The 24,975-nt window shown below is 64.5% G+C and carries 21 protein-coding genes; 5 read left to right on the top strand and 16 right to left on the bottom strand.

Translation table 11 applies throughout. From position 1 onward, the window contains the following. Position 1 precedes the first annotated feature (1 nt). The 10 genes from AB7290_RS19135 to AB7290_RS19090 all read right to left on the bottom strand — a co-directional run bounded on the left by AB7290_RS19135 (position 2) and on the right by AB7290_RS19090 (position 13,836). A complete protein-coding gene (locus tag AB7290_RS19135; protein ID WP_094184442.1) occupies positions 2-844 on the bottom strand; it encodes a phosphatidate cytidylyltransferase in 843 nt (280 codons plus the stop codon). Then, positions 841-1,599, bottom strand: a complete 759-nt coding sequence (locus AB7290_RS19130; protein WP_014494938.1) for an isoprenyl transferase — start codon at positions 1,597-1,599, stop codon at positions 841-843. Before AB7290_RS19130 ends, AB7290_RS19135 begins: the two co-directional genes overlap by 4 nt. A 94-nt stretch (positions 1,600-1,693) precedes the next feature. Further along, positions 1,694-2,257 carry a ribosome recycling factor gene (gene frr, locus AB7290_RS19125; protein WP_014494937.1) on the bottom strand — a complete coding sequence of 188 codons (564 nt, stop codon included), beginning with the start codon at positions 2,255-2,257 and terminating at the stop codon, positions 1,694-1,696. 63 nt (positions 2,258-2,320) lie between these two features. Next, positions 2,321-3,037, bottom strand: coding sequence for a UMP kinase (pyrH, locus tag AB7290_RS19120; RefSeq protein WP_028151698.1), 717 nt, complete (start codon positions 3,035-3,037; stop codon positions 2,321-2,323). Between the two features lie 60 nt (positions 3,038-3,097). Continuing rightward, positions 3,098-4,021: a translation elongation factor Ts gene (tsf, locus tag AB7290_RS19115; protein ID WP_028169462.1), complete on the bottom strand. Its 924-nt coding sequence runs from the start codon at positions 4,019-4,021 to the stop codon at positions 3,098-3,100. A 134-nt stretch (positions 4,022-4,155) separates the two neighbouring features. After that, positions 4,156-5,151 (bottom strand): 30S ribosomal protein S2, encoded by a 996-nt coding sequence (locus tag AB7290_RS19110; protein WP_028151700.1) that lies wholly within the window; start codon positions 5,149-5,151, stop codon positions 4,156-4,158. A 219-nt stretch (positions 5,152-5,370) separates the two neighbouring features. Beyond that, a complete protein-coding gene (locus AB7290_RS19105) occupies positions 5,371-7,884 on the bottom strand; it encodes a caspase family protein (protein ID WP_085404738.1) in 2,514 nt (837 codons plus the stop codon). A 175-nt stretch (positions 7,885-8,059) separates the two neighbouring features. Next, complete coding sequence (locus AB7290_RS19100; protein ID WP_085404569.1) at positions 8,060-8,815, bottom strand: carbonic anhydrase; 756 nt, start codon at positions 8,813-8,815, stop codon at positions 8,060-8,062. A 325-nt stretch (positions 8,816-9,140) separates the two neighbouring features. Beyond that, positions 9,141-12,644, bottom strand: a complete 3,504-nt coding sequence (gene dnaE, locus AB7290_RS19095; RefSeq protein WP_085404568.1) for a DNA polymerase III subunit alpha — start codon at positions 12,642-12,644, stop codon at positions 9,141-9,143. A 472-nt stretch (positions 12,645-13,116) separates the two neighbouring features. Then, positions 13,117-13,836: an outer membrane protein gene (locus AB7290_RS19090; RefSeq protein WP_085404567.1), complete on the bottom strand. Its 720-nt coding sequence runs from the start codon at positions 13,834-13,836 to the stop codon at positions 13,117-13,119. Between the two features lie 254 nt (positions 13,837-14,090). On the opposite strand from AB7290_RS19090, the gene AB7290_RS19085 reads away from it, so the two are divergent. Both AB7290_RS19085 and AB7290_RS19080 read left to right on the top strand, forming a co-directional pair. After that, positions 14,091-14,411, top strand: a complete 321-nt coding sequence (locus AB7290_RS19085) for a DUF3551 domain-containing protein (RefSeq protein ID WP_063986338.1) — start codon at positions 14,091-14,093, stop codon at positions 14,409-14,411. A 1-nt stretch (position 14,412) separates the two neighbouring features. After that, positions 14,413-14,667, top strand: a complete 255-nt coding sequence (locus AB7290_RS19080; RefSeq protein WP_071913454.1) for a DUF3551 domain-containing protein — start codon at positions 14,413-14,415, stop codon at positions 14,665-14,667. Positions 14,668-14,756: 89 nt separating this feature from the next. Here AB7290_RS19080 and AB7290_RS19075 read toward each other — a convergent pair whose 3' ends face one another. The 4 genes from AB7290_RS19075 to AB7290_RS19060 form a co-directional block, all read right to left on the bottom strand. Next, positions 14,757-15,410, bottom strand: a complete 654-nt coding sequence (locus AB7290_RS19075; protein WP_144030844.1) for a hypothetical protein — start codon at positions 15,408-15,410, stop codon at positions 14,757-14,759. A gap of 29 nt (positions 15,411-15,439) precedes the next feature. Further along, positions 15,440-16,000, bottom strand: coding sequence for a papain-like cysteine protease family protein (locus tag AB7290_RS19070; RefSeq protein WP_071913450.1), 561 nt, complete (start codon positions 15,998-16,000; stop codon positions 15,440-15,442). Positions 16,001-16,114: 114 nt separating this feature from the next. Continuing rightward, positions 16,115-16,960: a phosphatase PAP2 family protein gene (locus tag AB7290_RS19065; RefSeq protein WP_354133719.1), complete on the bottom strand. Its 846-nt coding sequence runs from the start codon at positions 16,958-16,960 to the stop codon at positions 16,115-16,117. 49 nt (positions 16,961-17,009) lie between these two features. Continuing rightward, positions 17,010-18,887 (bottom strand): adenylate/guanylate cyclase domain-containing protein, encoded by a 1,878-nt coding sequence (locus tag AB7290_RS19060; RefSeq protein WP_085400279.1) that lies wholly within the window; start codon positions 18,885-18,887, stop codon positions 17,010-17,012. Between the two features lie 665 nt (positions 18,888-19,552). Here AB7290_RS19060 and AB7290_RS19055 point away from each other — a divergent pair. Beyond that, a complete protein-coding gene (locus AB7290_RS19055; RefSeq protein ID WP_085400284.1) occupies positions 19,553-20,860 on the top strand; it encodes an MFS transporter in 1,308 nt (435 codons plus the stop codon). A 7-nt stretch (positions 20,861-20,867) separates the two neighbouring features. Here the strand turns inward: AB7290_RS19055 and AB7290_RS19050 are convergent, their stop codons facing one another. Continuing rightward, positions 20,868-21,506 (bottom strand): HD domain-containing protein, encoded by a 639-nt coding sequence (locus AB7290_RS19050; RefSeq protein ID WP_085400287.1) that lies wholly within the window; start codon positions 21,504-21,506, stop codon positions 20,868-20,870. Positions 21,507-21,556: 50 nt separating this feature from the next. Further along, entirely contained in the window at positions 21,557-22,018 is a 462-nt protein-coding gene (locus AB7290_RS19045) for a carboxymuconolactone decarboxylase family protein (RefSeq protein WP_071913439.1), read from the bottom strand. A gap of 109 nt (positions 22,019-22,127) precedes the next feature. Here AB7290_RS19045 and pdxR point away from each other — a divergent pair, with 109 nt between their 5' ends. Together pdxR and AB7290_RS19035 are read left to right on the top strand one after the other, a co-directional pair. Beyond that, on the top strand, positions 22,128-23,537 hold the full coding sequence (pdxR, locus tag AB7290_RS19040) for a MocR-like pyridoxine biosynthesis transcription factor PdxR (RefSeq protein WP_085400289.1): 1,410 nt from the start codon (positions 22,128-22,130) through the stop codon (positions 23,535-23,537). Positions 23,538-23,674: 137 nt separating this feature from the next. Continuing rightward, positions 23,675-24,946: a hypothetical protein gene (locus AB7290_RS19035; RefSeq protein WP_085400291.1), complete on the top strand. Its 1,272-nt coding sequence runs from the start codon at positions 23,675-23,677 to the stop codon at positions 24,944-24,946. Positions 24,947-24,975: the final 29 nt, after the last annotated feature.

Here is a 24,975-nt window from a genome sequence, read left to right as displayed (position 1 = left end):
CTCACCAAACCATAAGACCGCTTCCGGCGCTATGCACACCATGGCGGAGAAAGCCGATAATCCATGCCATCAGGATGGCGGCAACAAAACCGTCCAGACGGTCCAGTAGCCCGCCATGGCCGGGAATCAAGTGACTGGAATCCTTGACGCCGAAGCGCCGCTTCACAGCGGATTCGAACAGATCGCCCGCCTGCGATACCACCGACAGGATGGCGCTGACGAGCAGCAGTGGAACCGCCTTTCCGATCCCGCACGCCGCAAAACCGGCCGCAACCAAAAGGCTCGCCGCGAAGCCACCGAGCGCCCCGGACCAGGTCTTCTTCGGGCTCACGCGCGGCCATAGTTTCGGCCCGCCAATGCTGCGTCCGGCGAAATAGCCGCCGATATCGGTCGCCCACACCACCAGCAGCACGAACATCAGCGCGGCGAAGCCGTTGACGAGATCCTGCCGCACCAGGATCGAGGCCAGCAGCGCCGCTGATGCGTAGGCGAAGCCGGTGGCCGCCCAGATGAACTTGCCCCGCGCGATCAGCGTCACGATCGCGCCGCCGATGAGGCCGGTGATGATTGCGGTCTTGAGCGCGCCGAAGGCGACGCAGGCCCCCATCATGGCAATGACGATCGTCCCTGCCCCGGTCAGTGCAGCAGACCCCGCGCCCACCACCATCAGCCATTCCGCGAACAGCCCGATCGACACCAGGGTGACGAGAAGCGCCCACAGCCAGCCGCCGGCATAAGCGAGTGCAATAGCTAGCGGCGCCAGCACTAGCGCTGCGAGGACTCGCATCACGAGATTGCTCGGGGCAGGCTTCTCGCCCGCCGATGCGGCGTCGGGTTCGCTCACGAGGCGTTTTTCGCGACCAGACCGCCGAAGCGGCGCTCGCGTCTGGCGAATTCGGCGATCGCGCCTTCCAGCGCCGCCTTGTCGAAATCGGGCCAATGGATCGGCACGAAGACCAGCTCGCTGTAGGCGGCCTGCCACATCAGGAAGTTGGACAGCCGCTGCTCGCCGCTGGTGCGGATGATGAGATCGGGATCGGGGATGTCGGGCGCATCGAGATGAGCCCCGATCGTCTCGGCGTCGATCGTTTCAGGGGCGCGCTTGCCGTCTGCGACTTCCCGCGCGAGCTTCTGCGCCGCTTTCGCGATTTCCTGCCGCGAACCGTAATTGAAGGCGACGACCAGCGTCAGGCGCGTGTTGTCGCGCGTCAGCTCCTCGGCCTCGTTGAGGAGTGCGCAGATGTCGCTATCGAGTCCGTCGCGCTCGCCGATGATGCGGACCTTGACGCCATCGCGGTGCAGGCTCGCGAGATCGTTGCGGATGAAGCGACGCAGGAGACCAAACAGATCGCCGATCTCGCTCGCCGGGCGCGACCAGTTCTCCGAAGAGAAGGAGAAGATGGTGAGATAGCGGATGCCGAGCTCGTGCGAGGCACGCACCACCCGGCGCAGCGCCTCGACACCGCGGCGATGCCCTTCGGCCCGCGGCAGGCCGCGCGCGGCGGCCCAACGCCCGTTGCCATCCATGATGATGGCGACATGCGCAGGCGCGTCGGACCGGTCGGGTCCTTCGGTTGCTGGCGCGGCGGCGTTGGACATGAAGGCGGCCCCAAAAGCATGATCCGGACAAGTGCGACGCGGCTTTCCGAAAAGACCATGCGCGAACAATAACCTAAAGCGCGATGATCGCGCTTTAGACGGTGAGGATTTCTTTTTCCTTGGCAGCCAGCAACTGGTCGATCTCGGAGATGGTGCCGTCGGTCGCCTTCTGCACCTCGTCGGCGTGACGCTTCTGATCGTCTTCCGACATCTCGTGATTCTTCTCGAGCTTCTTGAGGACGTCGAGGCCATCGCGGCGGACGTGACGCGCGGCGACCTTGGCCGCTTCCGCGTATTTGTGCGCGACCTTGACGAGCTCCTTGCGACGCTCCTCGTTGAGCTCGGGGATGCGCAGGCGCAGCACCTGGCCTTCGGTCGCGGGCGACAGGCCGAGATTGGAATCGACGATCGCCTTCTCGACCGGCTTGACCATCGACTTGTCCCAGACCTGCACCGAGATCAGCCGCGGCTCCGGCACGCTGACGGTGGCAAGCTGGTTGAGCGGCATGTGGCTGCCGTAGGCCTCGACCTGCACCGGGTCGAGCATCGAGGCCGACGCGCGCCCCGTGCGCAGGCCGCCAAGCTCGTGCTTGAGGGCCTGGACGGCGCCCTGCATGCGACGCTTCACTTCGTTGAGGTCGAAATTACCCGTGGCCATCACGTTTCTCCTTCAAAATCCCGGCGACCCACTCCGCGCCCCTCCGGCGCGACCGACGAGCCGTCAGCCGGCGACGACGGTTCCGTGGCCGCCGCCACGCAGCACAGCGCCGATCGAACCCGGCTCCGCGATCGAGAACACGATGATAGGCAGCAACGTCTCGCGGGCAAGCGCGAAGGCGGTCGCATCCATCACCTTGTAGCCACCCTCGATCGCCTGCGAATGCGTCAGCCGGTCGAATCGCGTGGCGGTCGGATCCTTTTTCGGGTCGGCCGAGTAGACGCCGTCGACATTGGTTGCCTTCAGCACAGCCTCGGCTCCGATCTCGGCGGCCCGCAGCACCGCGGTCGTATCGGTGGTGAAGAACGGATTGCCGGTTCCGCCCCCGAGCAGCACGATCCGGCCCTCGGCGAGGTATTTGTGCGCCGCGGTGCGGGTGAACAGCTCGGAAATCTCGGGCATGACGAAGGCCGACAGCGTACGTGCCGGCGTGCCCTTGCGCTCGATCGTCGCCTCCAGCGCGAGGCAGTTCATCATGGTGGCGAGCATGCCCATGGTGTCGCCGGTGGTGCGCGACACCCCTTGCGAGGACACTTCGACGCCGCGCACGATGTTGCCGCCGCCGATAACCACCGCAACTTCGGTACCGAGCTGGCGGGCGGCGATCAGATCGTCCGCAACCCGGTCGAGGGTCGGCTGATCGATGCCAAAACCCTGCTGCCCCGCGAGATACTCGCCGGACAGCTTGATCACGACGCGACGATAGACCGGATCAGTCATGAGCACTTTCCCCGTCCGGGCGCCGCTTCCGGCGGCAAGCCGGAAGGAACGTACCGGCGCTTACTTCTTGCCGCTGGCCGCTGCGACCTCGGCCGCGAAGTCGCTTTCCTGCTTCTCGATTCCCTCACCGAGAGCATAGCGCACAAAGCCCGCGATCTTCACCGCGCCGCCGACCTTGCCTTCGGCTTCCTTCACCGCCTGCGCCACCGACTTGCCGGTGTCGTGGATGAAGGCCTGCTCGAGCAGGCAGACTTCCTTGTAATAGGTCTTGAGGCCGGACTCGACGATCTTCTCGATCACGTTCTCGGGCTTGCCCTGCTGGCGATATTTGTCGGCGAGCACGTCCTTCTCGCGCTTCACGACCGCCGGATCGAGGCCGGACGGCTCGAGCGCGAGCGGGTTCGTGGCCGCGACATGCATCGCGATCTGGCGACCGAGGGCTGCGAGCTCATCGGCCTTGCCGGGCGATTCGAGCGCGACGATCACGCCCATCTTGCCGGCGCCTTCGACGACGGCGCCGTGGACGTAGCTCGACACGACGCCCTGCGTCACTTCGAGCGAAGCTGCGCGACGCAGCGTCATGTTCTCGCCGATGGTGGCGATCGCGTCGTTGATCGCGGCTTCGATCGTGACGTCACCGACCTTGGCGGCCTTGATCTTCTCGACATCGGCGCCGACGTCGAATGCGACCTGCGCGACCATCTTGACGAGGCCCTGAAACTGACCGTTGCGCGCGACGAAGTCGGTCTCGGAGTTGACCTCGACCACGACGCCCTTGGTGCCCTTGGTGAGCGCGCCGATCAGGCCTTCCGCGGCGACGCGGCCGGACTTCTTGGCGGCCTTCGACAGGCCCTTCTTGCGCAGCCAGTCCTGCGCGGCTTCCATGTTGCCGTCGTTTTCGGTGAGCGCGGCCTTGCAGTCCATCATGCCTGCGCCGGTGGACTCGCGCAGATCCTTGACCATCGCAGCTGTGATCGTTGCCATCGTTGAAAATCCTTCTTGCCTGCCGGTTTGCCGCGGCGTGGCATCAAACAGCCCCGCCGCGGTCCATCTCAGGAATTCGCGTCAACTGAAATGGTGGCCGGACTTATATCCGGCCAACCCATCGCTCTTTTTGACTATTCCGCTTCCGCGGTCAGCGCCTTGGCCTTGGCCACCCAGGCATCCGCACGGCTCGGCAGACCGACTTCTTCGCCGATCTTGTGCGCGGTGTCGTGATCGAGCTCGGCGAGCTGCCAGAAGTGGAAGATGCCGAGGTCGTTGAACTTCTTCTCGATCGCGCCCGACACGCCGGGGAGCTTCTTGAGGTCGTCGGCGGTGCCGCGCGGACCGGCAAGGCCCTGGAAGCCGCTCGAAGAAGCGGCCGGCAGTTCTTCGGCGACCGGACGAGCCGAGGCACCGATGTCGATGCCCGAATCGCCCTGGGCACGCGAGATGCCGTCGATCGCCGCACGTGCGATCAGGTCGCAATACAGCGCGATCGCGCGGCCGGCGTCGTCATTGCCCGGGACCACATAGGTGATGCCCTTGGGATCCGAATTGGTGTCGACGATCGCGGCGACCGGAATGTTGAGCCGCTGGGCTTCCTGGATCGCGATGTCTTCCTTGTTGGTGTCGATCACGAAGATCAGGTCGGGCAGACCGCCCATGTCCTTGATGCCGCCGAGCGAGCGATCGAGCTTGTCGCGCTCGCGCTGAAGCGTCAGACGCTCCTTCTTGGTGTAGGAGCTGGCGTCGCCGCCGGACAGCACGTCATCGAGATGACGCAGGCGCTTGATCGAGGCCGAGATCGTCTTCCAGTTGGTCAGCGTGCCGCCGAGCCAGCGCGAATTGACGAAATACTGCGCGCAGCGCTTGGCAGCGTCCGCGACGCCGTCCTGCGCCTGGCGCTTGGTGCCGACGAACAGGATGCGACCGCCCTTGGCGACGGTGTCGCTAACCGCCTGCAAGGCGGTATGCAGCAACGGCACGGTCTGCGCGAGGTCGACGATGTGGATGTTGTTGCGGGCGCCGAAAATGAACGGTGCCATTTTCGGATTCCAGCGGTGAGACTGGTGACCAAAGTGCACGCCAGCTTCGAGGAGCTGACGCATGGTGAAATCGGGTAGCGCCATAGTTTCAATTCTCCGGTTGGTTCCTCCGGAAACGTGTGAGCAAAACGGAGCGTTCTCGCCCCGGTTGCCACCGGACGGCCTTGTGAGCCATGTTTCCGTGTGAGATGGGGCGCTATATAGCGCCATTTCGGCCAGAAGCAAGGAAATAAGGGCCTTTCGGGGGCTGTTTTCGCCTCCCGAAGGCCCTCTTCCGTAAAGACCACGCCAGCACGCAAAGACCTAGCACTTGGGCTGGTTCGGCGGGCACTTTTTCGCCGCCGGCGCCGCTGGGTGCGGCGGAGGTGCCGCTGGACGCGGCGGGGGCGCGACGGCCATCCGCGGCGGCGGCGGTGGTGCCGGCCGGGCGACCGGCGGTGGCGGCGCGGGCCGCGCCACGGGTGGAGGTGCAGGCCGGGCCATTGGCGGAGGCGCCGGCCGTGCAACGGCCACAGGCGGAGCCGCTCGGGCCGGCGGAGGCGATGCGGCATGCGGCGGCGGTGCCGGGCGAGCGGCGGGCGGTGGCGGCGTCGGCCTCGCCACGGCCTGCGGTCGCGGTGCTGGAGCTGACGGCGACGGCCGGGCGGCCTGCGCTGGAGGGGTCGCGGGCAAGTTCTGCGGTTTGACCGGCTCGCGCGCGGCCGAGGGCGGCGGCGTGACCGGCTTGCCCGTGGTGCCCGAGGGCGTGCCGGGCGGTGTGCCCGCAGCAGTTGGCGGCGCGACAGCCGGCTCGCGGGTTGCAGACTTGCCGCCAGCGGGCGCGCCGCCGGCCGGGGTCTGAGCAACCGGGGGCTTCGGCGGTTGGCCGGGCGCAGCCGGGTTCGCGGTGGGCGCAACGGTCGTCGGAGTGCCGGCCGTTGGCGCGCCAGGATGGGACGGCAGCGTTGTGCCGGGCGCAGCCGTGGTCGGCGCCCCCGGATGCGTCGGCGGGGGCGCACCGGGTGCATTTGCCGTCGGCGCCAAGGGCCTGCCGCCAGGCGACGTACCTGCCCCGGCCGGCGGCGCTGGCGGCCCGCCTTGGGCGCCGGGAACCGGCAGCGTGTTGGTCTGTGGCAGCCTGGTCGGCGGTGCGGCGGGGGGCGTGCCGGTCGGCGCGACATTGGCCGGCGTCCCCGGAGGTATCCCCGGCCTCGCCGTCGGCTGGACCGTCGCGCTCAGCGGCATCGGCGCCTTGCCCTGCTGGATCAGCGCGGCGCGCTGCGTAGCGGCTTGCGGCAACATTGGCGCTACCGGGTTGGCGCGGTCGGCAATCGCCGGCCTCAGATTGCCAGGCCCGGTCCCTCCTCCCGCTCCCACGGGCGGGGCGGGCGGCCGGTTGATCACGGTGTTGATGACCGTGGTGTTATGGATGTTGTTGAAGACGATGTTGTTCGGCGGCGGCGCGACATAGATCGGCGGCCTGACGAACACCGGGATCGGCACGAACATCGGCTGCGGCAGCACGAACAGGCCGACCACGGGCAGCGGCGGCTCGAGCACGATGAAATCCGGCGGCGGCGGCGGCAGATAATAGACCGGCGGCGGCGGTGGCGGCGCGAAGCCGAACACGGGGTCGCCGAACAGCAGCACGGGACGGTCGACATAGACGATCTCCTCCGGCGGCGGCGGCGGCACGTCATAGTCCATCATCGTGAAAGTCGGCGGCGGCTCGAGCGGCGCGGTCAGGATTGCAAGCCTGCGCCGTGCATCGCCGGCATGCGGACCGCGCGAATAACGACGCAGATACGACCAGTAGGCGTCCGGCGTATCGGCGCGATAGGTCCGCCGCCAGGTGATCGCCTCGCGGCGCGCCGCGACGATCGCCATCACGCGCTTCGACATCGGATCACCGGGATAGGCCGCGAGAAACTCTTCATAGGCCGGCAACGTGTCGCGCTCGAGCGCGGCCGCATAGGCGTCCTGTACGCCGAGATCGCGGATCGGCTTGTTGCGGATCGCGGCAATTTGGTCGGGCGCGGCCTCCGGCGGCGGCGCATCGGGCCCGCGCTCGAAGAACGAGAAGGGCGCCGATATCTTCGCCTCGTTCCAGGGCACCTGCGCGCCCTTGCTGGCCTCGTTGACGCGGAGGCGGACGCGGTCGAACACCTCGGCCAGCGGCAGACCGCCGGTACGGATCATCTCCGCCAGCGATTGCGCGTAAATGCCGTACGGGCCGGGCTCTTCCGGGGCGACCGTGCCGGGCGCGGCGTTGAAGGCGATCAGCATGTTCGGATCGGGCTCGACCAGCGCCAGTCCGCTCGCGATCGGCTGGCCGCCCTCGATGAAGGGCTGCGCGCGCGCCGCGTCGAGCACGACGATGTTGGCCTTGAGCGGAATCGAGGCGAGCTGGCGGGCGTAGTCGCTGATGCGCAGGCCTTCGGTCGGAATGTCGGTGTCGCGGATGATGTTGGAATCGACCGGGATGAAATAGTTCTCACCCGCAAGCTGCACGCCGTAACCGGCAAGATAGATCATCGCGACGGTGCCGGGGCCCGAGGCCTGCGCCTTCTGGATGAAATCGCGAAGACTCTTGCGCAGCGTGTCGCCGTCGAGATCGCGCGCGCCGACCACGTCGAAGCCCGCCGCTTGCAGCGTCTGCGCGATCAGGCCGGCATCGTTCGCGGTCGTCGCCAGCGGCGACTTGGCGTAAGCGCCGTTGCCGACCACGAGCGCGATGCGCTTTTCCTGCTGCTGCGCGCGCGCCGGATCGGGCGCGGCCGCAGCGAACGCCAGGATCGGCAAGAGAAAACAGATGAAGGCCTTGTAGGTCCCACGCATGGCTTGCTTGCCCGCTATCGTTGTTGAGCTGCCACCGTACATGAGACGCGCGGCCGGCTGAATGGCTCTTGAACGAAATGCGCGGATTGAGGCGGCGGCATGGCGCCCCCGCCCCATCAAGTCCCTGCGTCAGGCCCGCGTAAGCCTCGCGACCGCGCTGTGGCGCGAACCTCGCTCAGCCCTGCGCGATCAGATCGACTGTTCCCGTGGTGAGCCGGTAGATGCCACCGACGACCTTCAGCTTGCCCTGCTCCACGGCCGCGTTGAGGATCGGCGCGGCCGATTTCAGCTTCGCGACGTTGTCGATCACGTTCTGCCGGATCGCCTTGTTGAGCACGTCCCCGCCCTGCTGCATCGCAGCCTTTGCGGCGGGCGCAATCGCATCGACCAGCGAGGGAATGTGGCCCGGCGGCGACGTGTTGTCCTTGATTGCCTTCAGCGTCGCATCGACCGCGCCGCAGGCATCATGGCCAAGCACGAGGATCAGCGGTGCGTTGAGCACGGCCACCGCATATTCCATGCTGGCAATGGTTTCGGTGCCGGCAAAATTTCCGGCGACGCGGCAGACGAAGAGATCCCCGCGGCCGCTGTCGAAGGCATATTCCGGCGCGATGCGTGAATCGGCGCAGCTCAGAACCGCCGCGAACGGATTCTGTCCACCGGCCAGCGCCTCGCGCTCGTGCTTGAAATCGTGGCGCCGCGCCACACCGTCGACATAGCGCGCATTGCCCTCCATCAGCCGCTTCAGCGATGCGTCGGGCGACAACACATTCTGCGGCTTGGGTGGCTGCTTGGCCTCCTTTGCCAAGGCGCCGCTCGCGAAAGCTCCGCCGGCGACGGCCATGCCGAACGCAGCGGCGCCAAACAGCATCGCGGATCGCCGCGACGGCGCGATGTCTCGATGCAGAGATTCAGAGCACTTGTCGCACATGTGACGTTTCCCCAGGTACAGTGGACGAATGGAAGCGTCGCGATGATAGGTGCATCGATGTGAAGAAATCACCAATGATAAATGATGCAACTGATGATTGCTGCAACGCGAACCATGTTGCAAAGCCGAAGCGATCGCTCGCCTCACGTGCAACGACCGCACAGAGCTGCGTCCATCTGCATATATTCGAGATCGGCTGCTAAAGCATGATCCGGAAAAGGGCAGCAATTCTCACTCACCACAAATGCGGCACGCGTTTGTGGTGAGATCATACGCCAACGCCGATCCCAAGCGCGATGACGATTCTTCCAGATCTCATCGCGCTTTACAGCTGCTGCACGTCCACCACGCCCGCGACCGCCTTGATCGCGCCGGCGATCTGCGGCGAGACCTTGAAGCGGCCGGGCAGCTTCATCTCGACCTCGGTCTCGAGGTCGAGCATCATCACCAGCGAGACCTCGCCGTCGCCGTTCGAGCGCGGCGCGATGCCGGGACTGCCGACTTTTGGCGCGGCGCCGTTCGAGGCCGCCATGTCGGGTCCGGCCAGTCGCTTGGCGATCGACTCCAGCGGCTTGGTGTCGCGCACGAAGATGCGCAGGCCCTTCTGCGTCTTGGCGGCGGCGTCATCGAGCGGCTCGGCATGCAGCACGCGGGCACGAACGTCCTCGCCCTGCAATTCCGCGCCCAACTGGAGCAGCACGGCGGCGCCCGGCTCGAGCACATCGCGGTATTGCGCGAGGCCCTCGGAGAACAGCACCGCCTCGAAATGGCCCGTGGGATCAGACAGCCCCATGATGCCCATCTTGTTGCCGGTCTTGGTGCGCCGCTCCATGCGCGACACCACGGTGGCCGCGACCTTGCCGGCGGTGGCGCCGGTCTTCACCGCACGCGAGAATTCGGCCCAGCTCTGCACCCGCAGGCGCTTCAGGACCATCGCGTAATCGTCGAGCGGATGGCCCGACAGGAAGAATCCGATCGCGTCATATTCGCGGCGCAGCCGCTCGGCCGGCAGCCAGGGCTCGATCTGCGGCAGCATGATGGTCGGTGCGTCCGCCGACATGCCGAACATGTCGTTCTGGCCGATGGTCTCGGCCTGATGCGCACGCTGGCAGGCGGCAAGGATCGAGTCCGCGCCGGCAAAGACCCGCGCCCTGTTCGGCTCCAGCGTGTCGAAGGCACCGGCAGCGGCGAGGCTCTCGATGATGCGCTTGTTGATCGCGCGCGGATTGACCCGCGCGGCGAAGTCGGCGAGCGAGGTGAACAGCCCGCGCCTGGTCCGCTCCTCGATGATCTGCTCGATCGCCTGGATGCCGACGCCCTTGAGCGCGGCGAGCGCGTAATAGATCGTCTTCTCGCCGACCTCGAAGGTCGGGCCTGAGCGGTTGATGTTCGGCGGCTCGACCTTGATGCCGAGGCGCTGCGCCTCGGAACGGAATTCGGAGAGCTTGTCGGTGTTGTTGAGATCGAGCGTCATCGACGCCGCGATGAACTCCACCGGGTAATGCGCCTTCATATAGGCGGTGTGGTAGGACACCAGCGCGTAGGCCGCCGCGTGGCTCTTGTTGAAGCCGTAGTCGGCGAACTTTGCGAGCAGCTCGAAGATGGTCTCGGCCTGCCCCTTCGGCACGCCGTTCCTGACGGCGCCGGCGACGAATATGTCGCGCTGCTTGTCCATCTCGGCGCGGATCTTCTTGCCCATGGCGCGGCGCAGCAGGTCGGCGTCGCCGAGCGAGTAGCCCGACATCACCTGCGCGATCTGCATCACCTGTTCCTGGTAGATGATGACGCCGAAGGTCTCCTTCAGGATCGGCTCCAGCACCGGATGCAGATATTCCGGCTCCTCGTCGCCGTGCTTGCGCGAGCAATAGGTCGGGATGTTCGCCATCGGGCCCGGGCGATAGAGCGCGACCAGCGCGATGATGTCCTCGAAACGGTCGGGGCGCATGTCGACCAGCGCGCGCCGCATGCCCTGGCTTTCAACCTGGAACACGCCGACCACCTCGCCCCGCGCCAGCATCTGGTAGCTTTCGGCATCGTCGATCGGCAGCGTCGCGAGATCGATGTCGATGTTGCGCGGCTTCAGGAGCTTCACCGCGACGTCGAGCACGGTCAGCGTCTTCAGGCCGAGGAAGTCGAACTTCACGAGCCCGGCCGGCTCGACCCATTTCATGTTGAACTGGGTCACCGGCATGTCCGACTTGGGATCGCGGTACATCGGCACGAGTTCGCTCAAGGGGCGATCGCCGATCACGATGCCGGCGGCGTGCGTCGAGGCGTGGCGGGTCAGGCCTTCGAGGCGCTGCGCGATGTCGAAGGCGCGCGCCACCACCGGGTCTTCATCGCGGAACGCCTGAAGCTTCGGCTCGCTCTCGATCGCGGCGGCCAACGTCACCGGCGCGGCCGGATTCTGCGGCACCAGCTTGGTCAGCTTGTCGACCTGGCCATAGGGCATTTGCAGCACCCGGCCGACGTCGCGCAGCACGCCGCGCGCCTGCAATGTACCGAAGGTGATGATCTGCGCGACCTGGTCGCGACCGTAGCGCTCCTGGACGTACCTGATCACCTCGCCGCGGCGGTCCTGGCAGAAATCGATGTCGAAGTCCGGCATCGAGACGCGTTCCGGATTGAGGAAGCGTTCGAACAGCAGGCCGAACTTGATCGGGTCGAGGTCGGTGATGGTCAGCGCCCAGGCGACCAGAGAGCCGGCGCCCGAACCGCGCCCCGGTCCGACCGGAATCCCTTGGCCCTTCGCCCATTTGATGAAGTCCGACACGATCAGGAAGTAGCCCGCGTATTTCATCCGCATGATGACGTCGAGCTCGAACGCCAGGCGCTTGTCGTAGTCCTCTTCCGTGGTGCCCAGCGACAGGCCGTGCACGCGCAGGCGGTTGGCGAGCCCCTCCTCCGCCTGGCGCTTCAGCTCGGCCGCCTCGACCGACGCGGCGTCGGAGCTTGCGGCGGCGCCGACGGTGAAGAACGGCAGGATCGGCTTGCGCGTCATCGGGCGGAACGAGCAGCGCTCGGCGATCTCCACCGTCGAGGCCAGCGCCTCCGGAATGTCGGCGAACAGCACTGCCATCTCGGCGCGGGTCTTGAAGCGGTGATCGGGTGTGAGCTGAACGCGATCGGTCTCGGCGATCAGCCGCCCGCCGGCAATGCAGAGCAGCGCATCGTGCGCCTCGTAATCGTCGTTCGAAGCGAAATACGGCTCGTTGGTCGCAACCAGCGGCAGGCCTTTTGCGTAGGCGATGTCGATCAGCCCGCTTTCGACGCGGCGCTCCTTGTCGATGTTGTGGCGCTGCAATTCGACATAGAGGCGATCGCCGAACAGGCCGGCGAGACGCTCGCAGCGCGTCGCCGCAATTTCGGCCTGCCCGCTGGCAAGCGCGAGCGAGATCGGCCCGTCAGGGCCGCCCGTGAGTGCGATCAAGCCTTCGGTCTCACCGTCGAACCAATCGAACTTGATGAACGGCGCGTGGCTGTCAGGCGATTCGAGGAACGCGCGCGAGTTCAGCCGCATCAGGCTGCGATAGCCGCGCTCCTGGGCCGCCAGCAGCACCACACGCGACGGCAGCAGCGCGTTGCGCGCGTTGGGATCCTGGTCGCCGAAATCGATCGCGAGCTCGCAGCCGACGATCGGCTGGATGCCGGAGCCCGCCATCTTGTCGGAGAACTCCAGCGCGCCGAACATGTTGTCGGTGTCAGTCAGCGCCAGTGCGGGCTGGTGGTCTTTCTTCGCAAGCTCGGCGAGCTTGGCGATCTTGATCGAGCCCTTGAGCAGCGAATAGGCCGAGTGAACGTGAAGGTGGACAAATCCGGCGCTCGGCATGGTCGCGTGACGGCCTCTTGCAGTGAGATGGAGCGGTCGCCGGCTCCAGGGGGATCATGAGGACATCTTCCGCCCACCCAGCCGACTCGCCTCACAATGGTGGGGCGTCACCGCTTCAGAGTCCACGCCGGAGCCACGAAACGGCCGCGTCGTCCCGCTTTTCCCCAAGGGCATGACCAAGGGCTCTGGCCAGCCGCGGCCTAGAGCTGCGGAATCACCTGCGCCCAGATTGCGATCATCCCGACGAACAGCGAGATCGAGGCGAGTGCGGCGGCTTCTTCCACGAAAATCCTGAACATGGCTTGCTCCATCACCAGAACGTATGAAGAACATTGTTCTCATTTCGTTCTTGAGAGTCAAGCCGTGCGAGCTCTCTCGAAAAGTGATGGTTAACTCGCTGAATTCACGCAACAAAAAAGCCCCGGCGCAAGGCCGGGGCTTTTCGACGATCGCTCGAAATGAGCGACCAGTCTCAGTAGCGACCGATCATCGGGCCGCCGAACTTGTAGTTCAGGCGGACGAGACCCATGTCGACGTCCTGGCGGATGCGCTCCGAGCCGGCGAAGCCAGCGAAGGTCACGTCCTTGTCGGACAGGAAGATGTGGTTGTACTCGACGCCAACCGACCAGTTCGGCGCGAAGCCGTACTCGAGGCCGGCACCGACCGTGCCACCCCAGCGGCTGTCGCTGGACGAGGAGAGCAGCGCGCCCGCCGTGCTGGAGATCTCGTACTTGTTGCTGACCACAGCCGCACCGCCCTTGACGTAGACCAGGACGTTGTTCCAGGCGTAGCCAACCTGACCGGTGATCAGACCGAACGCATCGATCTTGGTGCGGTTGCGGGTGGCGAACAGCGCGCTGGTGTTGTCGCCCGAGAAGTCAGCCCAGTTGCCCTGGCCTTCCACACCGAACACCCACTGGCCGGACTGCCAGCGATAGCCGATCTGACCACCGACCGTGCCGCCGGTCGCATCGTGCGAGCCTTCGCGGCCCACGCCAACGAAATCCCAGCTCGCGTGCGACGAACCGCCGCCGCCGTTGATGCCGATGTAGAAGCCGCTCCAGTCATAGACGGTCGCGATCATCGCGGGCGCCTTGGTGTAAGGCCGCGCAGCGAGGTCAGCAGCCAGCGCCGGCGCAGTCGCGCTCAGCGCGACAAGGCTCACAGCAGCAAGCAACAGATTCTTGTTCATTTGATTCCCGTTCCAGTTTCGTCGTTAGGCCCCCGGGCCGTAGGGCCGTCATATCAGCGCTCGACGGAATTGCTGTAACCCCGACGCAACAGTCGGGGCCAAAGGGCTGTGCTGCGTTAATGAATGTTTAGCAGCGCGCGCGGGAAACCCTTTGAAACAAGGGTTTTCATGAGTTCCAATGTCGACTACACGACGTATGTTGCATCTGTGCCTGGACACCTGATGCACGCACGATTGTGTGATTGGAGATTGAGATGCGCAGACAGATTGCCCTCCCCATTGTCGCCACATTTTCGCTCGCAATCGCCACATTCGCGCTCACGCTGAGTGCAAGCACGCCCGCACGCGCATTCGGCACGCATCACGCGTTCTGCCTGACCGGCCAGGAATGGCCGGGGCTGAGCAATTGCACGTTCGACAGTTACGCACAGTGTCAGGCAAGCTCGTCGGGCCGCGCGCTGACCTGCATCGCGAATCCGTATTTCACTGGCCAGAGCGACGATCCCTACGCCTATCAGAATCGTCCGCGCGCCCAGACACCGGGCTATTCACCCGGCTACTACCCACCGCGCTGAGATGCGCCGCGCCCGCTTCGCGCTCGTCGCCACCGGCCTGCTCTTCTCGGGCGTGCCGGCGCACGCGCAGACCTACGATCCCAGCTATCCCGTCTGCATGCAGATCTACGGCCCGGTCGGCTATTTCGACTGCCGCTACACTTCGCTCGAACAGTGCAGATTTCTCGCCGTCGGCCGCTCCGCGAGCTGCGCCGTGAACCCCTACTTTCCGCAGAAGAGGTCAAAGGCTCCCCGGCGGCCGAAGCAGGCCGACTAGGCGTGCTCCCATGCCGGGACTTGCCAACTTTGACGCCCTTGCGAGCTTAACGCACTTGCGAGCTTTTCCATCGCGCCGACATTGCCCGCTCACCCTCTCGTCGCGTATTCGGAAGTTACTTTCCGAGCGAGGTCTTGCACGACAGCCAAGAACGCAGCCGACGCCATCGGCCGATACGGCTCCAAGGCCTGGTCCGAGGGCGGTAACGTCAGCAGCAGGTCCGCATCGCCATGACAATCTTGATAATCTTGCAGCCAGAGCGCCGTCACATGGACCGCCGGCACGGTGAGCAGGAAAGCCTCGAAGCGTCCTTCCCGAACTTCAGGAAGCTTCTCGGCACGACGGATCGCCTCCGACGTCGCCGCCACAAACGGCCCTTCGTTCAGGTCACCCAGTTCATACGTCGTCTCATACATCGTCGCTGCCGACTTCACGATTGTCGCAGCAGCGATCGGCTCCTGTTCCTCCCCTCCTCCCCCATCATCAGCGGCGGTGCGCCGCCTCGCTTCAATCACAAGAAATCTCCAATTGCCTAGCTTCGCAGCCGCTCTGAGTTTGTCTGCGCGACGGATCTTGCCAAAAGCCAGATAGGCAATGCGATGCGGCAGGGAAATGAAGACCGCGTCGCGGTTGGCAGTGGAAAGCCTTGATCGCGGGAATTTCGGGTTGCCCACCCGGCTGGCCACCGCTCGCTTCACAGCTACGACCGCAGCCGCCGGAGGATCGCTGGGATGAATTGCCATCTTTTCTCTCCTTTCACGGTGGCGAGGTTCTAGACCGGGGCCTTGGTGAAGTAAGTGTCCGTCCAGACACCTTTGGCGTCCTGATAGTTTGAGCAAAATCGATCAAACTGGATCTCCGGTGTTAGGCCGAAAAGGGGATCCTCGATGACCAGGCTGTCGGTATCCTCCAGATATCCGACGATCGCGACGAAGTGCGCCGGTCCCTCCTCATCTTCGTCTCCCGACCAGACCGTGCGAACACAAATGGGTCGCCCTGCACTGATCTCCTGCTGCACCTCCATTCGTGTCGCTCGTTGGTCGAGGGCCAACACGGCGAGACAGCGGACTCGGTTGAGCGGTGATCCGAGAGAATGCGTCACATCGAATTCCAGGCCCGGCGTGCCGCAAGGGAAATCACAGCAATCATGCCGGTTCAATTCAAGGTCGGCGATGCGGCACTGCGTGAAAGTACTGGTCTCGTCGTAATAGCGCGAGATGCTGGAAGCGACGGCTGCCCAGCACCAATTGATGTGACACTGATGTTGCATCGTGAAATCTGGCGCCAACTGAATCCGTGTCCTTTCGATGACGGAAATTTCTTCCACACCCATTGCAATACCTCGTGGTTGAGATCGATTGGTCCAACTTCAATTCCTTGTGGCCGTGCGGAGCGCATCCTTGCAAAATCCAAGGATGCGATCTCGGCTGCGGCATTAGGCACTGTTCTAATGCTCTTGTTTTGCCGCCTCGGTCACCGCATGGAAGGTGCTGCATTGCTGGAGGTACGGAAACACGGCTTCAGCAATGGCCTTCCCGGCAGCCGTGTCACTCGGGTAGTGGACGCCAGCGATCTCGCGATTCTTCCCGATCCGCGCGGCCAGCGCCCTCAGTGCACTCTTGGCACCGGGGATAATCTCTCCCAGCGCCAGTGCCATCAGATGACTCTCCAGCGAATGTCCGCTCGGATAGGAGGCGTGCCAGGGCGACGCGACCATTGGGAAAAGCGCCGGACACACCTGTTGCGGCCGCCCGCGATTGAACCTGAGCTTGTAGTAGACGGCGACCATCAGCCCAACATGATCGGCCATCTCCAGAATCTTGATCGTATTTGGATGCGCAGACGGCGAAAGCATGAGGACCTGCGCAAAATAGCCGACAAGCCTCACGTCCTGATCGACGATCTCATCTGCCAACCTCTTGCGACGATCCATCGACGCCCCAAGCAGTTCATCGATCTCGCCGAAAATCACATCGTGATCCGTTGGCGGGCCGGCGACAGTGATGGTTTGCCAATCGGTCTTGGCAAATTCGAGCAATGCGATCTGGGCAAAAAAGTCAGGGCGCCAGGCAGACAGCGGGAATGTCGCCCCGTAATTCAAGCTACCGGGCAGGACTCCGACGAAACTCTCGAAGATCGGGAAAGGACGCGGGGGAATTCCACCACCAACGTAACCGCCGCTGACTGCGCCGTTTCCGCCACCACCGCCGCCGCCGCCGCCGCCTCCGCCGCCTCCGCCGCCGCCGCCACCGCCGCCACCACCACCACCGCCTCCTCCTGCAACACCAGGCATTGTGCTCTCCATCGAGGGGCTAATAATTTGAACCGGGCTCCTGGCCCCATCAATCCGGCAACCCAGCTGCTCCTAATCGCTCGACATACAAAGACCCCTGGGGCTCCTTGAACGGACAACGGCGCGCATAGTCCGATACCCTGAAGCCGGGCAGGATGTTCTTATGGTGCTGCGAAACCTGCCGCGCTTCCTCCAGGCGACCAACAGCGACGAGGCTTGCGGCGAGGACGCGCGCGGCGTTTCCAAAACGCGGGCTGAGAGTCAAAGACTTCTTCGACCAGCGAATGGCATCGTCAAACGTTCCGTTCAGATAATGATTTTGGCCGAGCAGGCAGAAATTGAAAAAGGCCTGTTGGCCAAGTGGTGAAAGCCGGATGGCGCGCTCCGCACGGGCAATTCCTGTTGAAGCATCGCCGACGAACCCGGGGGTCCCGCTCCCGAACACCCATGCCCACGAATTGCTTGGGGATATGGCAAGAGCCCGCTCACACAGGTCCAATCCGCTGTCGTAGTCACGAAAGAACATGCTCTTGCCGTGCCCCTGTATCGCGAGCGCGAGAGCATTTTGCGGGTCTCTTTCGATGGCACAATTGGACAGCCGGATCACGTCGGCCGAATCCGCATCGAAATCCGACGACCACCCCTCCGCGATCTTGAAATTGTGCCACTTCGCAGCGAACGCGTACGGCGCCGCATACTCGCGGTCTTCCTCACTGGCTTTCTCGAGCAGCCCTTTGGCGCGCGAGAAGCTCGCGAAATCGAACTTGTAGAGCAGCTCAAGCGCCCGCAGGAGATAGTCATACGCATTGAGGCTCTTGGGTGGCTTTCGCAACGCCCGCTTGATCTCTGCGCGACGCACATATGCGGCGATCTTCTCAACGACACCAATGGCTATCTCGTCCTGGACTTCGAAAACGTCCGCAAGGTCCGTGTCGTATTTCTCGGCCCACACCACGGAGCCAGTCGCAACATCGACCAACTCGACCGAAAACCGGACTCGCTTGCCCGATCGGCGAACGTGACCGCTGACGTAATAGCGAACGCCGAGCTTCTCGCCGATTTCGACGGGATCGAGCTCGCGCTGACGAAACGGCATCGTCGACCCGCGAGACACCACCAGGAGCTCCTGAATATTACTCAGGCTGACGATGATGTCTTCGACGAAGCCTTCGGCAAAATAGCTGTCGTCAACCTCCGAAGAGCTGTTCGCGAACGGAATAACGGCGATCGAGGGCAGCTTGGTTCGTCTCGAGGATTTGGTGGAAGCGCCGATCACCGTGCGGCGGTCCACTCCCGGCGAGAGCAGGAGAAAGGCATGAACCGGCCGCGACAGGTTCTTGAGATGAAGCTCACCCAGGTCGTCAAACTTGAATTCGCTCAGATCGGCGGTTACGAGCAAAAGGGCCGACGACACCACAACGCCGCCCGCAGGAGCGACAGATTGCAAGCGTGCTGCGATATTGACGCCATGGCCGTAGACATCGTTCAGATCAAAGATGACCGGCTCCCAATGGACGCCGATGCGAAAGGCTATGCGGCGCTCGGGAGGTTGCAGGGTCTCAAGCCCGGTGACTTCACGCTGCAACTCGGAGGCACAGCGAAGGGCATCGAGCGGGCTCTCGAACACCGCGACGAAGCCGTCGCCGGTGTTCTTCACAATCTCGCCTCGTCGACCGATCAAGGCAGGATCGATGACGCTCACGCGAAGAGCCCGATAGCGACTATGCGTCTCGACCTCAGCAGCTTCCATAAGTCTGGTATAGCTGACGACGTCCGCCACCAGGACGGCGCGGAAAGGTCTTTCGAATTCGAGGATCGTACCGACTTGGGAATTAAAGTCCTGTTCGGCAGCACCAACCAACCTCGCACCACTGTCGTTGGCGGTGTTCGGCGACGACGGGGGGACGCTCGTAGGCTCCGACTTCATTGATCCCTCAGCGGCGAATAAAGCCTCTTGCCGAGCAGAGTCTCGTCGTTGAACCAATCTGCAACACGCTAAACGCAATTCGGTTGAGGCGCTACCAAAATCACCCGAATGGCTCGGAGCGGCAGCGCCACAACAAGTGGCGGCGGAGAGTAAAATGGGTTCTCCGGATTACCTCATCTTGGTGATGAGCGGCTCGCGCTGGAATAAGGCGCCCAATCAACGCACTCTACCTTTCGAATTCCTTTTGAATTCCTTATGAATTCCTTTTGAATTTCGACAGCATGCGCGAATTCCCACTCGCACCGGGCCCCGAAGTGGAAGCCCTCGCGCCGGGCGCGATGGCAAAAGGTCGCGCCGACCGCTTCAACCTCCAATACGCTTTGCTACAGATCTGCAACTGCTTTGCCCTCAGGCGTGTCGACCCCGTCTGTAGAGTGGATAGCGAAAGTCGCGGGAAGGCCGAAGCGCACCGATGAGGCCACAGGCTGGTGCGCGACGCGTCTGGATGGCGCCACACTTAAATCGGGACGCTGATATGCGGCATGCCTTGCATCGCGCCTCCGATGTTGACGCGGGCTGGTGCGGGTTTAAGTACGACAACAAATCTTGCAGGGGTGGCGACGTTTGCTGGGCTGGTTCCCGTTGACGCCACCAATGCAGGACACATGACGACCTCGCCTCACGCGACCTCGCCCCGCGCCTCAGCGCCCCCTCACCTAGCCATCGTCCTGTTCTCGCTCGCGATGGGTGGCTTTGCGATCGGAACCACCGAATTCGCATCGATGAGCTTGCTGCCGTTCTTCGCTGCCGACCTCGGGATCGATGAGCCGACCGCGGGACACGCGATCAGCGCCTACGCGCTCGGCGTGGTGCTGGGCGCGCCGCTGATCGCCGTGCTTGGCGCGCGGTTCGCCCGGCGCACCCAGTTGCTGGCCCTGATGTTGGTGTTCGCGCTCGGCAACGCCCTCACCGCGCTGGCGCCGGGCTTCGGCTGGATGATCGCGGCTCGATTTCTGTCGGGATTGCCGCATGGCGCCTATTTCGGCATCGCCGCGCTGGTCGCGGCCTCGCTCGTTCCGCAACACCGCCGTTCGCAGGCGATCGGCCAAGTGATGCTCGGCCTGACCACTGCCACGATCATCGGCGTGCCCCTGGCCAATCTGATCGGCCAGGCGGTCGGCTGGCGCGCGAGTTTTGGCTTCGTGTCGGTGCTGGCGTTGATCACGGTCGTGCTGTGCGCGCTGTTCGCGCCGCGCGATGCGGCCGGCCGGTCCGACCCGCTGCGCGAGCTCGGTGCGCTCCGAAACGGCCGCATCTGGATCACGCTGGCGATCGGCGCCATCGGCTTTGGCGGCATGTTCGCCGTCTATACATATCTCGCGACGACGCTGATCGAGGTCACCAAGGTCAGCACCGCGGTCATCCCGTTCTTCCTCGCCGTGTTCGGCATCGGCGCCACGCTCGGTAATCTGTTCGTGCCGCGCTTTGCCGACCGTGCCTTGATGCCGACGGCGGGCGTGATCCTGCTGTTTGCTGCGGTCGCGCTGCTGGTGTTTCCGCTTGCCGCCGGCAATCCCTGGCTGCTTGCGGCCGACGTCTTCGCGATCGGCGCCAGCGTCTCGCTCGGCGCCATCCTGCAGACGCGGCTGATGGACGTCGCGGGAGACGCACAAGCGCTCGCTGCTGCGCTCAATCATTCGGCGTTCAACACCGCCAATGCGCTCGGCCCGTTCCTGGGCGGCCTTGCCATTCGCGAGGGGCTGGGCTGGACCTCCACCGGTCCCGTCGGAGCCGCGCTCGCGCTTCTTGGCTTCCTGATCTGGATCGTCGCCGCGCGCGAGGCCCGAGCCGCGCCGGTCGAGGACGCCTCGAGCGACGCCGCCCTGCTGAAGAACGCTCCCGCAAGACCGGCGCCACCGCTGGCGCCGGATGACCGAAGCCGTTCGGATGCCGTCAGGGATCCGGTGGCTTAGCGGCAGCTCAGCTTTGCCAGGGTGTGTTGCGGATGCGCGTACACACGTTCGGCTTGTGGAAGCTGGGATCGTGATCCTGGATATAGTCGAAATTGACGGTCCCGAATGTCGTCTGCGGCTTCTTCAGCGCTGAGCAGGTCTGCACCTTCAAAAACTCGTTCTTGAAATCGCCGCGCGGGAACGCAGCGATCACCTGATCGCGCTGCTCCGGCGTGTACTCGTCATATCCAACGGCCCCGACGTCCACCACAACTCCTGCCCTCGTGAGGGCGATTTCCGGTCTCATATATTCCGGAATGCCGGGTGTGGTGTGCAGCGCAATCGCCTCCCAGACCAGATTGGCCTGCGGCTCGGCGATGCCGCGTGCCCGGAGAAAGTCCCGCGCGGCGTCGGCACCGTCGACCTCAAATCGCTTTGTTTCGGTGTGGTAGTGATCGACCAGGCCGAGGTCGTGAAACAGCGCCGCGACATAAAGCAACTCGGAATCGAATTTCAGCTTCTGACGCAGCCCCTTCATCGCGCCGAACACGTAGACGCGGACCGAATGGTTGAACAGCATCTCGTCTTCGTAGCTGCGCACCAGCTCGGCGGCCTCGCGCGCCAGCTTGCTGTCGGGAATTTTCACGCCGGAAATCACGCTCGTCATTTTCTAACTCCTGCCTTGCATTGACGTCGGCCGATGCCGTTCGTGGCCCGTCAGGCTGTCTTCTCGACGGCGGCCTGCGGCGTCTTACGGAAGCTGATCGCCATACGATTATACGTGTTCATCAGGCCGATCGCGATGGTGAGATCGACGAGCTCGCGCTCCTCGAAGACCCCGCGCGCGGCTTCATAGGCCTGATCCGGCACGCCGGTATCCGCGACGCGGGTCACCGTTTCGGCCCATGCGAGGGCGGCGCGCTCGCGCGCGTCGAACAGATTGCCGGCTTCCTCCCACGCCTGCAGCAGAGCGAGCTTTTCGATCTTCACCCCGCTCTTGAGCAGATCGCGCATATGCATGTCGAGGCAGTAGGCGCAGTTGTTGATCTGGGATACGCGCAGATAGACGAGGTTGATCAGCGCCGCCGGAAGATTGCTCTGCATGATGTAGCCGTAGACACCGCCCAAGGCTTTCACACCCGCCGGCGCGATACGGTCGTAGTCGAGACGCCCTGTCATTGTCCTGCTCCTTGATGATCGATGCCCGGCCCTTGTCTCCGCCTTAAATGCCCCTGCCCTGGTCCATAAAAAAGCACCAAGAACGCACGAAAATCGTGTACCAAGGGGCATGACCAAACCGCTCCGGCTGGAACTGGATCGATCTGCGAAGACGCCGCTGGCCGAGCAGATCCATGGGGGCATCAGGGCCGCCATCGCGAACGGCGTGCTCGCACCCGGAGCGCGCCTGCCCTCCTGGCAGGACCTGGCAGCCCAGCTTGGCGTCGCGCGGGGCACCGTGCGCGCGGCCTATGAAAAGCTGTCCTCTGCCCAATTGATCGTCGCGTCACGCGCGACCGGCACGCATGTCGCGGATCGGCCGTCCTTTCCCGTTCGCAAGGACAAAGCCCCGGCTCCCGGCTCGTTCATGGAGATGTACCAGGAGCTCACGGCGGGGCCGGCGATCTTCCAGATGGGCGTGCCGGCGCAGGAGACCTTTCCTGCGACGCTGCTCGCCAGGATGCGCGCGCAGGCGGTTCGCGTCGAAATGAGCGCGCCGGCGATCTATCCGGATCCGCGCGGCGAGCTCGACTTGCGACGCGAGATCGCAGCCTACCTTGCGCTGGCGCGCGGGATCGCGTGCACGCCGTCGCTGATCATCATCACCAGCGGTTTCAGCGGCGGCCTCGGATTGGCGCTCCGTGTCCTCGGCCTCGAGTCAAAGACGAAGGTCTGGATGGAGAATCCGGGCTTTCCCTTCACGCGGCACGGTCTCGCGCTTGCAAGACTGTCGATCGCGCCGATCCCGGTCGATGCCGACGGCATCGATGTCGAATATGGCCTGAAACATGCTCCCGACGCGGCGCTGGTTGTCGTGACGCCCGGACAGCAGGCGCCACTCGGATCCACATTGTCGCTGGCGAGGCGTTCGCGCCTGCTCGACTGGGCCACCCGGCGCAAGGCGTGGGTGATCGAGGATGACTATCTCAGCGAGCTGCAGCTCAAGGGCCGGGCCACGCCGGCACTTGCCTCGCTCGATCGCGCGGGCCGCGTCATCCACATCGGCTCCTTCAGCAAGACCGTGACCCCTGCCCTACGACTGGGCTTTGTCGTTGCGCCGGCGGCTCTGGCGTCGCGATTTGCCGAAGCCGCAGCTTGCCTCGCGCCAGCGCCCGGGCCCGCGGTGCAGCTCGCGACCGCCGATTTCATACGCGAGGGCCATTATCTGCGGCATCTCCGGCGCACGAAGCGGGTCTACGCCGCGCAAGGCGATGCATTGCTGAAACAGCTTCGGACGCGCACCGCCAACGTTGCGCTTGCCGGATTGGCAGCGGTCCTGCGGCTGCCGGATGGAGCGCCCGATCTCGCCATCGCCAGGGAAGCAGCATCGTTCGGACTGGCGCCTACTCCGCTGTCGCTGTGGTATGCGTCCACGGCTTCGGCGCGCCCCGGTCTGTTGCTGGGTATCGCCACATCTCCGCAAAAGCGGATCGAAGCTTCCTGCGACAGGCTCTTTGAAATCATCGATCGTCTGACATGACGAACGCTGTATTTCGAGAAAGCACGATGCGCTCCCGGCTCAACAAACGCGGGCCTACATGCCACCGAAAGTTGTAAGCGCGCCGATCATCATGTAACGTCGGCGTCTATCTTCACCGCGCGTGGCCCAGTCGTTACATGCTTGCCCGTATTTTGTTTCTCGCGGCCGTGCTGCTTCCATGCGCGCTGCATGCCGAGGAAACGCCGGCCGAGAATCCGGGATTTGCGCACAGGCTGACGATCTATCTTGCCAAGGGGGCACCGGACGCGTGCGGGCCGGGCTGCGACCGCTGGATCGCCATCGAGGGCGAGATCGATGGGGACGCCACACCGCGCATTCGCCGCTTCCTGGCTGGCGTCAAGGATACGCAGCGTCCGATCTACCTTCACTCGCCCGGCGGGAACGTGGGGCAGTCCTACGTCATCGGCCGGCTGCTGCGCAGTCGCAAGGCGGTCGCGCGGGTCGGCCGGACGATCGCGACGGCGTGCGCCGCCGGCACACAGGTGGACGCCGCCTGCCTGAGGACCAAGGCCGCCGGCGGCGAGGTCGAGGCGGAGCTCACGACCTACCATGCGATGTGCAACTCGGCCTGCGGTTACCTGTTTCTCGGGGCGACATCACGCGAGGTCGCTCCCGACGCCGCCCTGGCGGTCCATAACTCCAGGCTGGTCCTCGTCTTTCACGGGCATCCGGCGCCGCAGGCGGTCGCGGAATACAGGCAGCGCCGGATCGCGAACGCCGACCGCGACCGCGCTGCGTTCATCGCGACGATGGGGATCAGCCGCGCGCTCGACGGTCTCATCCGTACCGTGAAGTTCGAAAGCCTGCATATGCTGACGCGAGCCGAGCTCTATCGTTTCGGAATCGACACGCGACCGTTTGCCGAGGGGATGTGGAGGCTGGAAAAGGCAACGCGGCCGTTCATCAGCAAGATCGCGGTGGTGAAGAAGGAAAGCGGCTCCTCGTTCCGGACGATGGAATGGCGCATGTTTTGCGAAACCAGGAATCGCGTGCCGCTGCTGTTCGCCGGCGAGATCGACGAGGCGAGCGTCGGCAAAAGTACGATCATGATGACGGCGGACGCCGACAAGGACCAGGAGGCCGGAGGTTTTCCGGTGCGAGCCGCGAAGTACGAGATGTGGAGCGGCAGCATCGACCCTGACATGGTCAAGGCGATCATGGCGTCCCGCTCCCTCCATGTCCGGCGGACCACGCCGATGCCGGACGAAAAGGTGGACGTCGCGACATTCGACATCGACCTGACGGGCCTGGCGTCGATGCGGACGCAGCTTGCGTCGGCGTGCTCGTCGGTCGACGCCAAGCCGAAAGGTCCCTGGCCGGCAAGCCCTTGGCCAGCAACTCCGCTGCCGAACGTCACCGCGCCGCCCTCGGCCGTGCCGTCGCCGTAAGCGCAGGAGCGCCCGATCCTTGTTGGGCG

Source organism: Bradyrhizobium sp. 613_E4_N2_2, from assembly GCF_052075995.1.
GTDB classification, from domain to species: Bacteria; Pseudomonadota; Alphaproteobacteria; order Rhizobiales; family Xanthobacteraceae; genus Bradyrhizobium; species Bradyrhizobium barranii.
This window is presented reverse-complemented; position numbering and strand designations above follow the sequence as displayed.

Bases quoted from the DNA above. Each gene is read 5' to 3' on its own strand.
- AB7290_RS19130 (WP_014494938.1), bottom strand. From the start codon at position 1,599: ATGTCCAACGCCGCCGCGCCAGCAACCGAAGGACCCGACCGGTCCGAC.
- frr (WP_014494937.1), bottom strand. From the start codon at position 2,257: ATGGCCACGGGTAATTTCGACCTCAACGAAGTGAAGCGTCGCATGCAG.
- pyrH (WP_028151698.1), bottom strand. From the start codon at position 3,037: ATGACTGATCCGGTCTATCGTCGCGTCGTGATCAAGCTGTCCGGCGAG.
- tsf (WP_028169462.1), bottom strand. From the start codon at position 4,021: ATGGCAACGATCACAGCTGCGATGGTCAAGGATCTGCGCGAGTCCACC.
- AB7290_RS19110 (WP_028151700.1), bottom strand. From the start codon at position 5,151: ATGGCGCTACCCGATTTCACCATGCGTCAGCTCCTCGAAGCTGGCGTG.
- AB7290_RS19105 (WP_085404738.1), bottom strand. From the start codon at position 7,884: ATGCGTGGGACCTACAAGGCCTTCATCTGTTTTCTCTTGCCGATCCTG.
- AB7290_RS19100 (WP_085404569.1), bottom strand. From the start codon at position 8,815: ATGTGCGACAAGTGCTCTGAATCTCTGCATCGAGACATCGCGCCGTCG.
- dnaE (WP_085404568.1), bottom strand. From the start codon at position 12,644: ATGCCGAGCGCCGGATTTGTCCACCTTCACGTTCACTCGGCCTATTCG.
- AB7290_RS19090 (WP_085404567.1), bottom strand. From the start codon at position 13,836: ATGAACAAGAATCTGTTGCTTGCTGCTGTGAGCCTTGTCGCGCTGAGC.
- AB7290_RS19085 (WP_063986338.1), top strand. From the start codon at position 14,091: ATGCGCAGACAGATTGCCCTCCCCATTGTCGCCACATTTTCGCTCGCA.
- AB7290_RS19080 (WP_071913454.1), top strand. From the start codon at position 14,413: ATGCGCCGCGCCCGCTTCGCGCTCGTCGCCACCGGCCTGCTCTTCTCG.
- AB7290_RS19075 (WP_144030844.1), bottom strand. From the start codon at position 15,410: ATGGCAATTCATCCCAGCGATCCTCCGGCGGCTGCGGTCGTAGCTGTG.
- AB7290_RS19070 (WP_071913450.1), bottom strand. From the start codon at position 16,000: ATGGGTGTGGAAGAAATTTCCGTCATCGAAAGGACACGGATTCAGTTG.
- AB7290_RS19065 (WP_354133719.1), bottom strand. From the start codon at position 16,960: ATGCCTGGTGTTGCAGGAGGAGGCGGTGGTGGTGGTGGCGGCGGTGGC.
- AB7290_RS19060 (WP_085400279.1), bottom strand. From the start codon at position 18,887: ATGAAGTCGGAGCCTACGAGCGTCCCCCCGTCGTCGCCGAACACCGCC.
- AB7290_RS19055 (WP_085400284.1), top strand. From the start codon at position 19,553: ATGACGACCTCGCCTCACGCGACCTCGCCCCGCGCCTCAGCGCCCCCT.
- AB7290_RS19050 (WP_085400287.1), bottom strand. From the start codon at position 21,506: ATGACGAGCGTGATTTCCGGCGTGAAAATTCCCGACAGCAAGCTGGCG.
- AB7290_RS19045 (WP_071913439.1), bottom strand. From the start codon at position 22,018: ATGACAGGGCGTCTCGACTACGACCGTATCGCGCCGGCGGGTGTGAAA.
- pdxR (WP_085400289.1), top strand. From the start codon at position 22,128: ATGACCAAACCGCTCCGGCTGGAACTGGATCGATCTGCGAAGACGCCG.
- AB7290_RS19035 (WP_085400291.1), top strand. From the start codon at position 23,675: ATGCTTGCCCGTATTTTGTTTCTCGCGGCCGTGCTGCTTCCATGCGCG.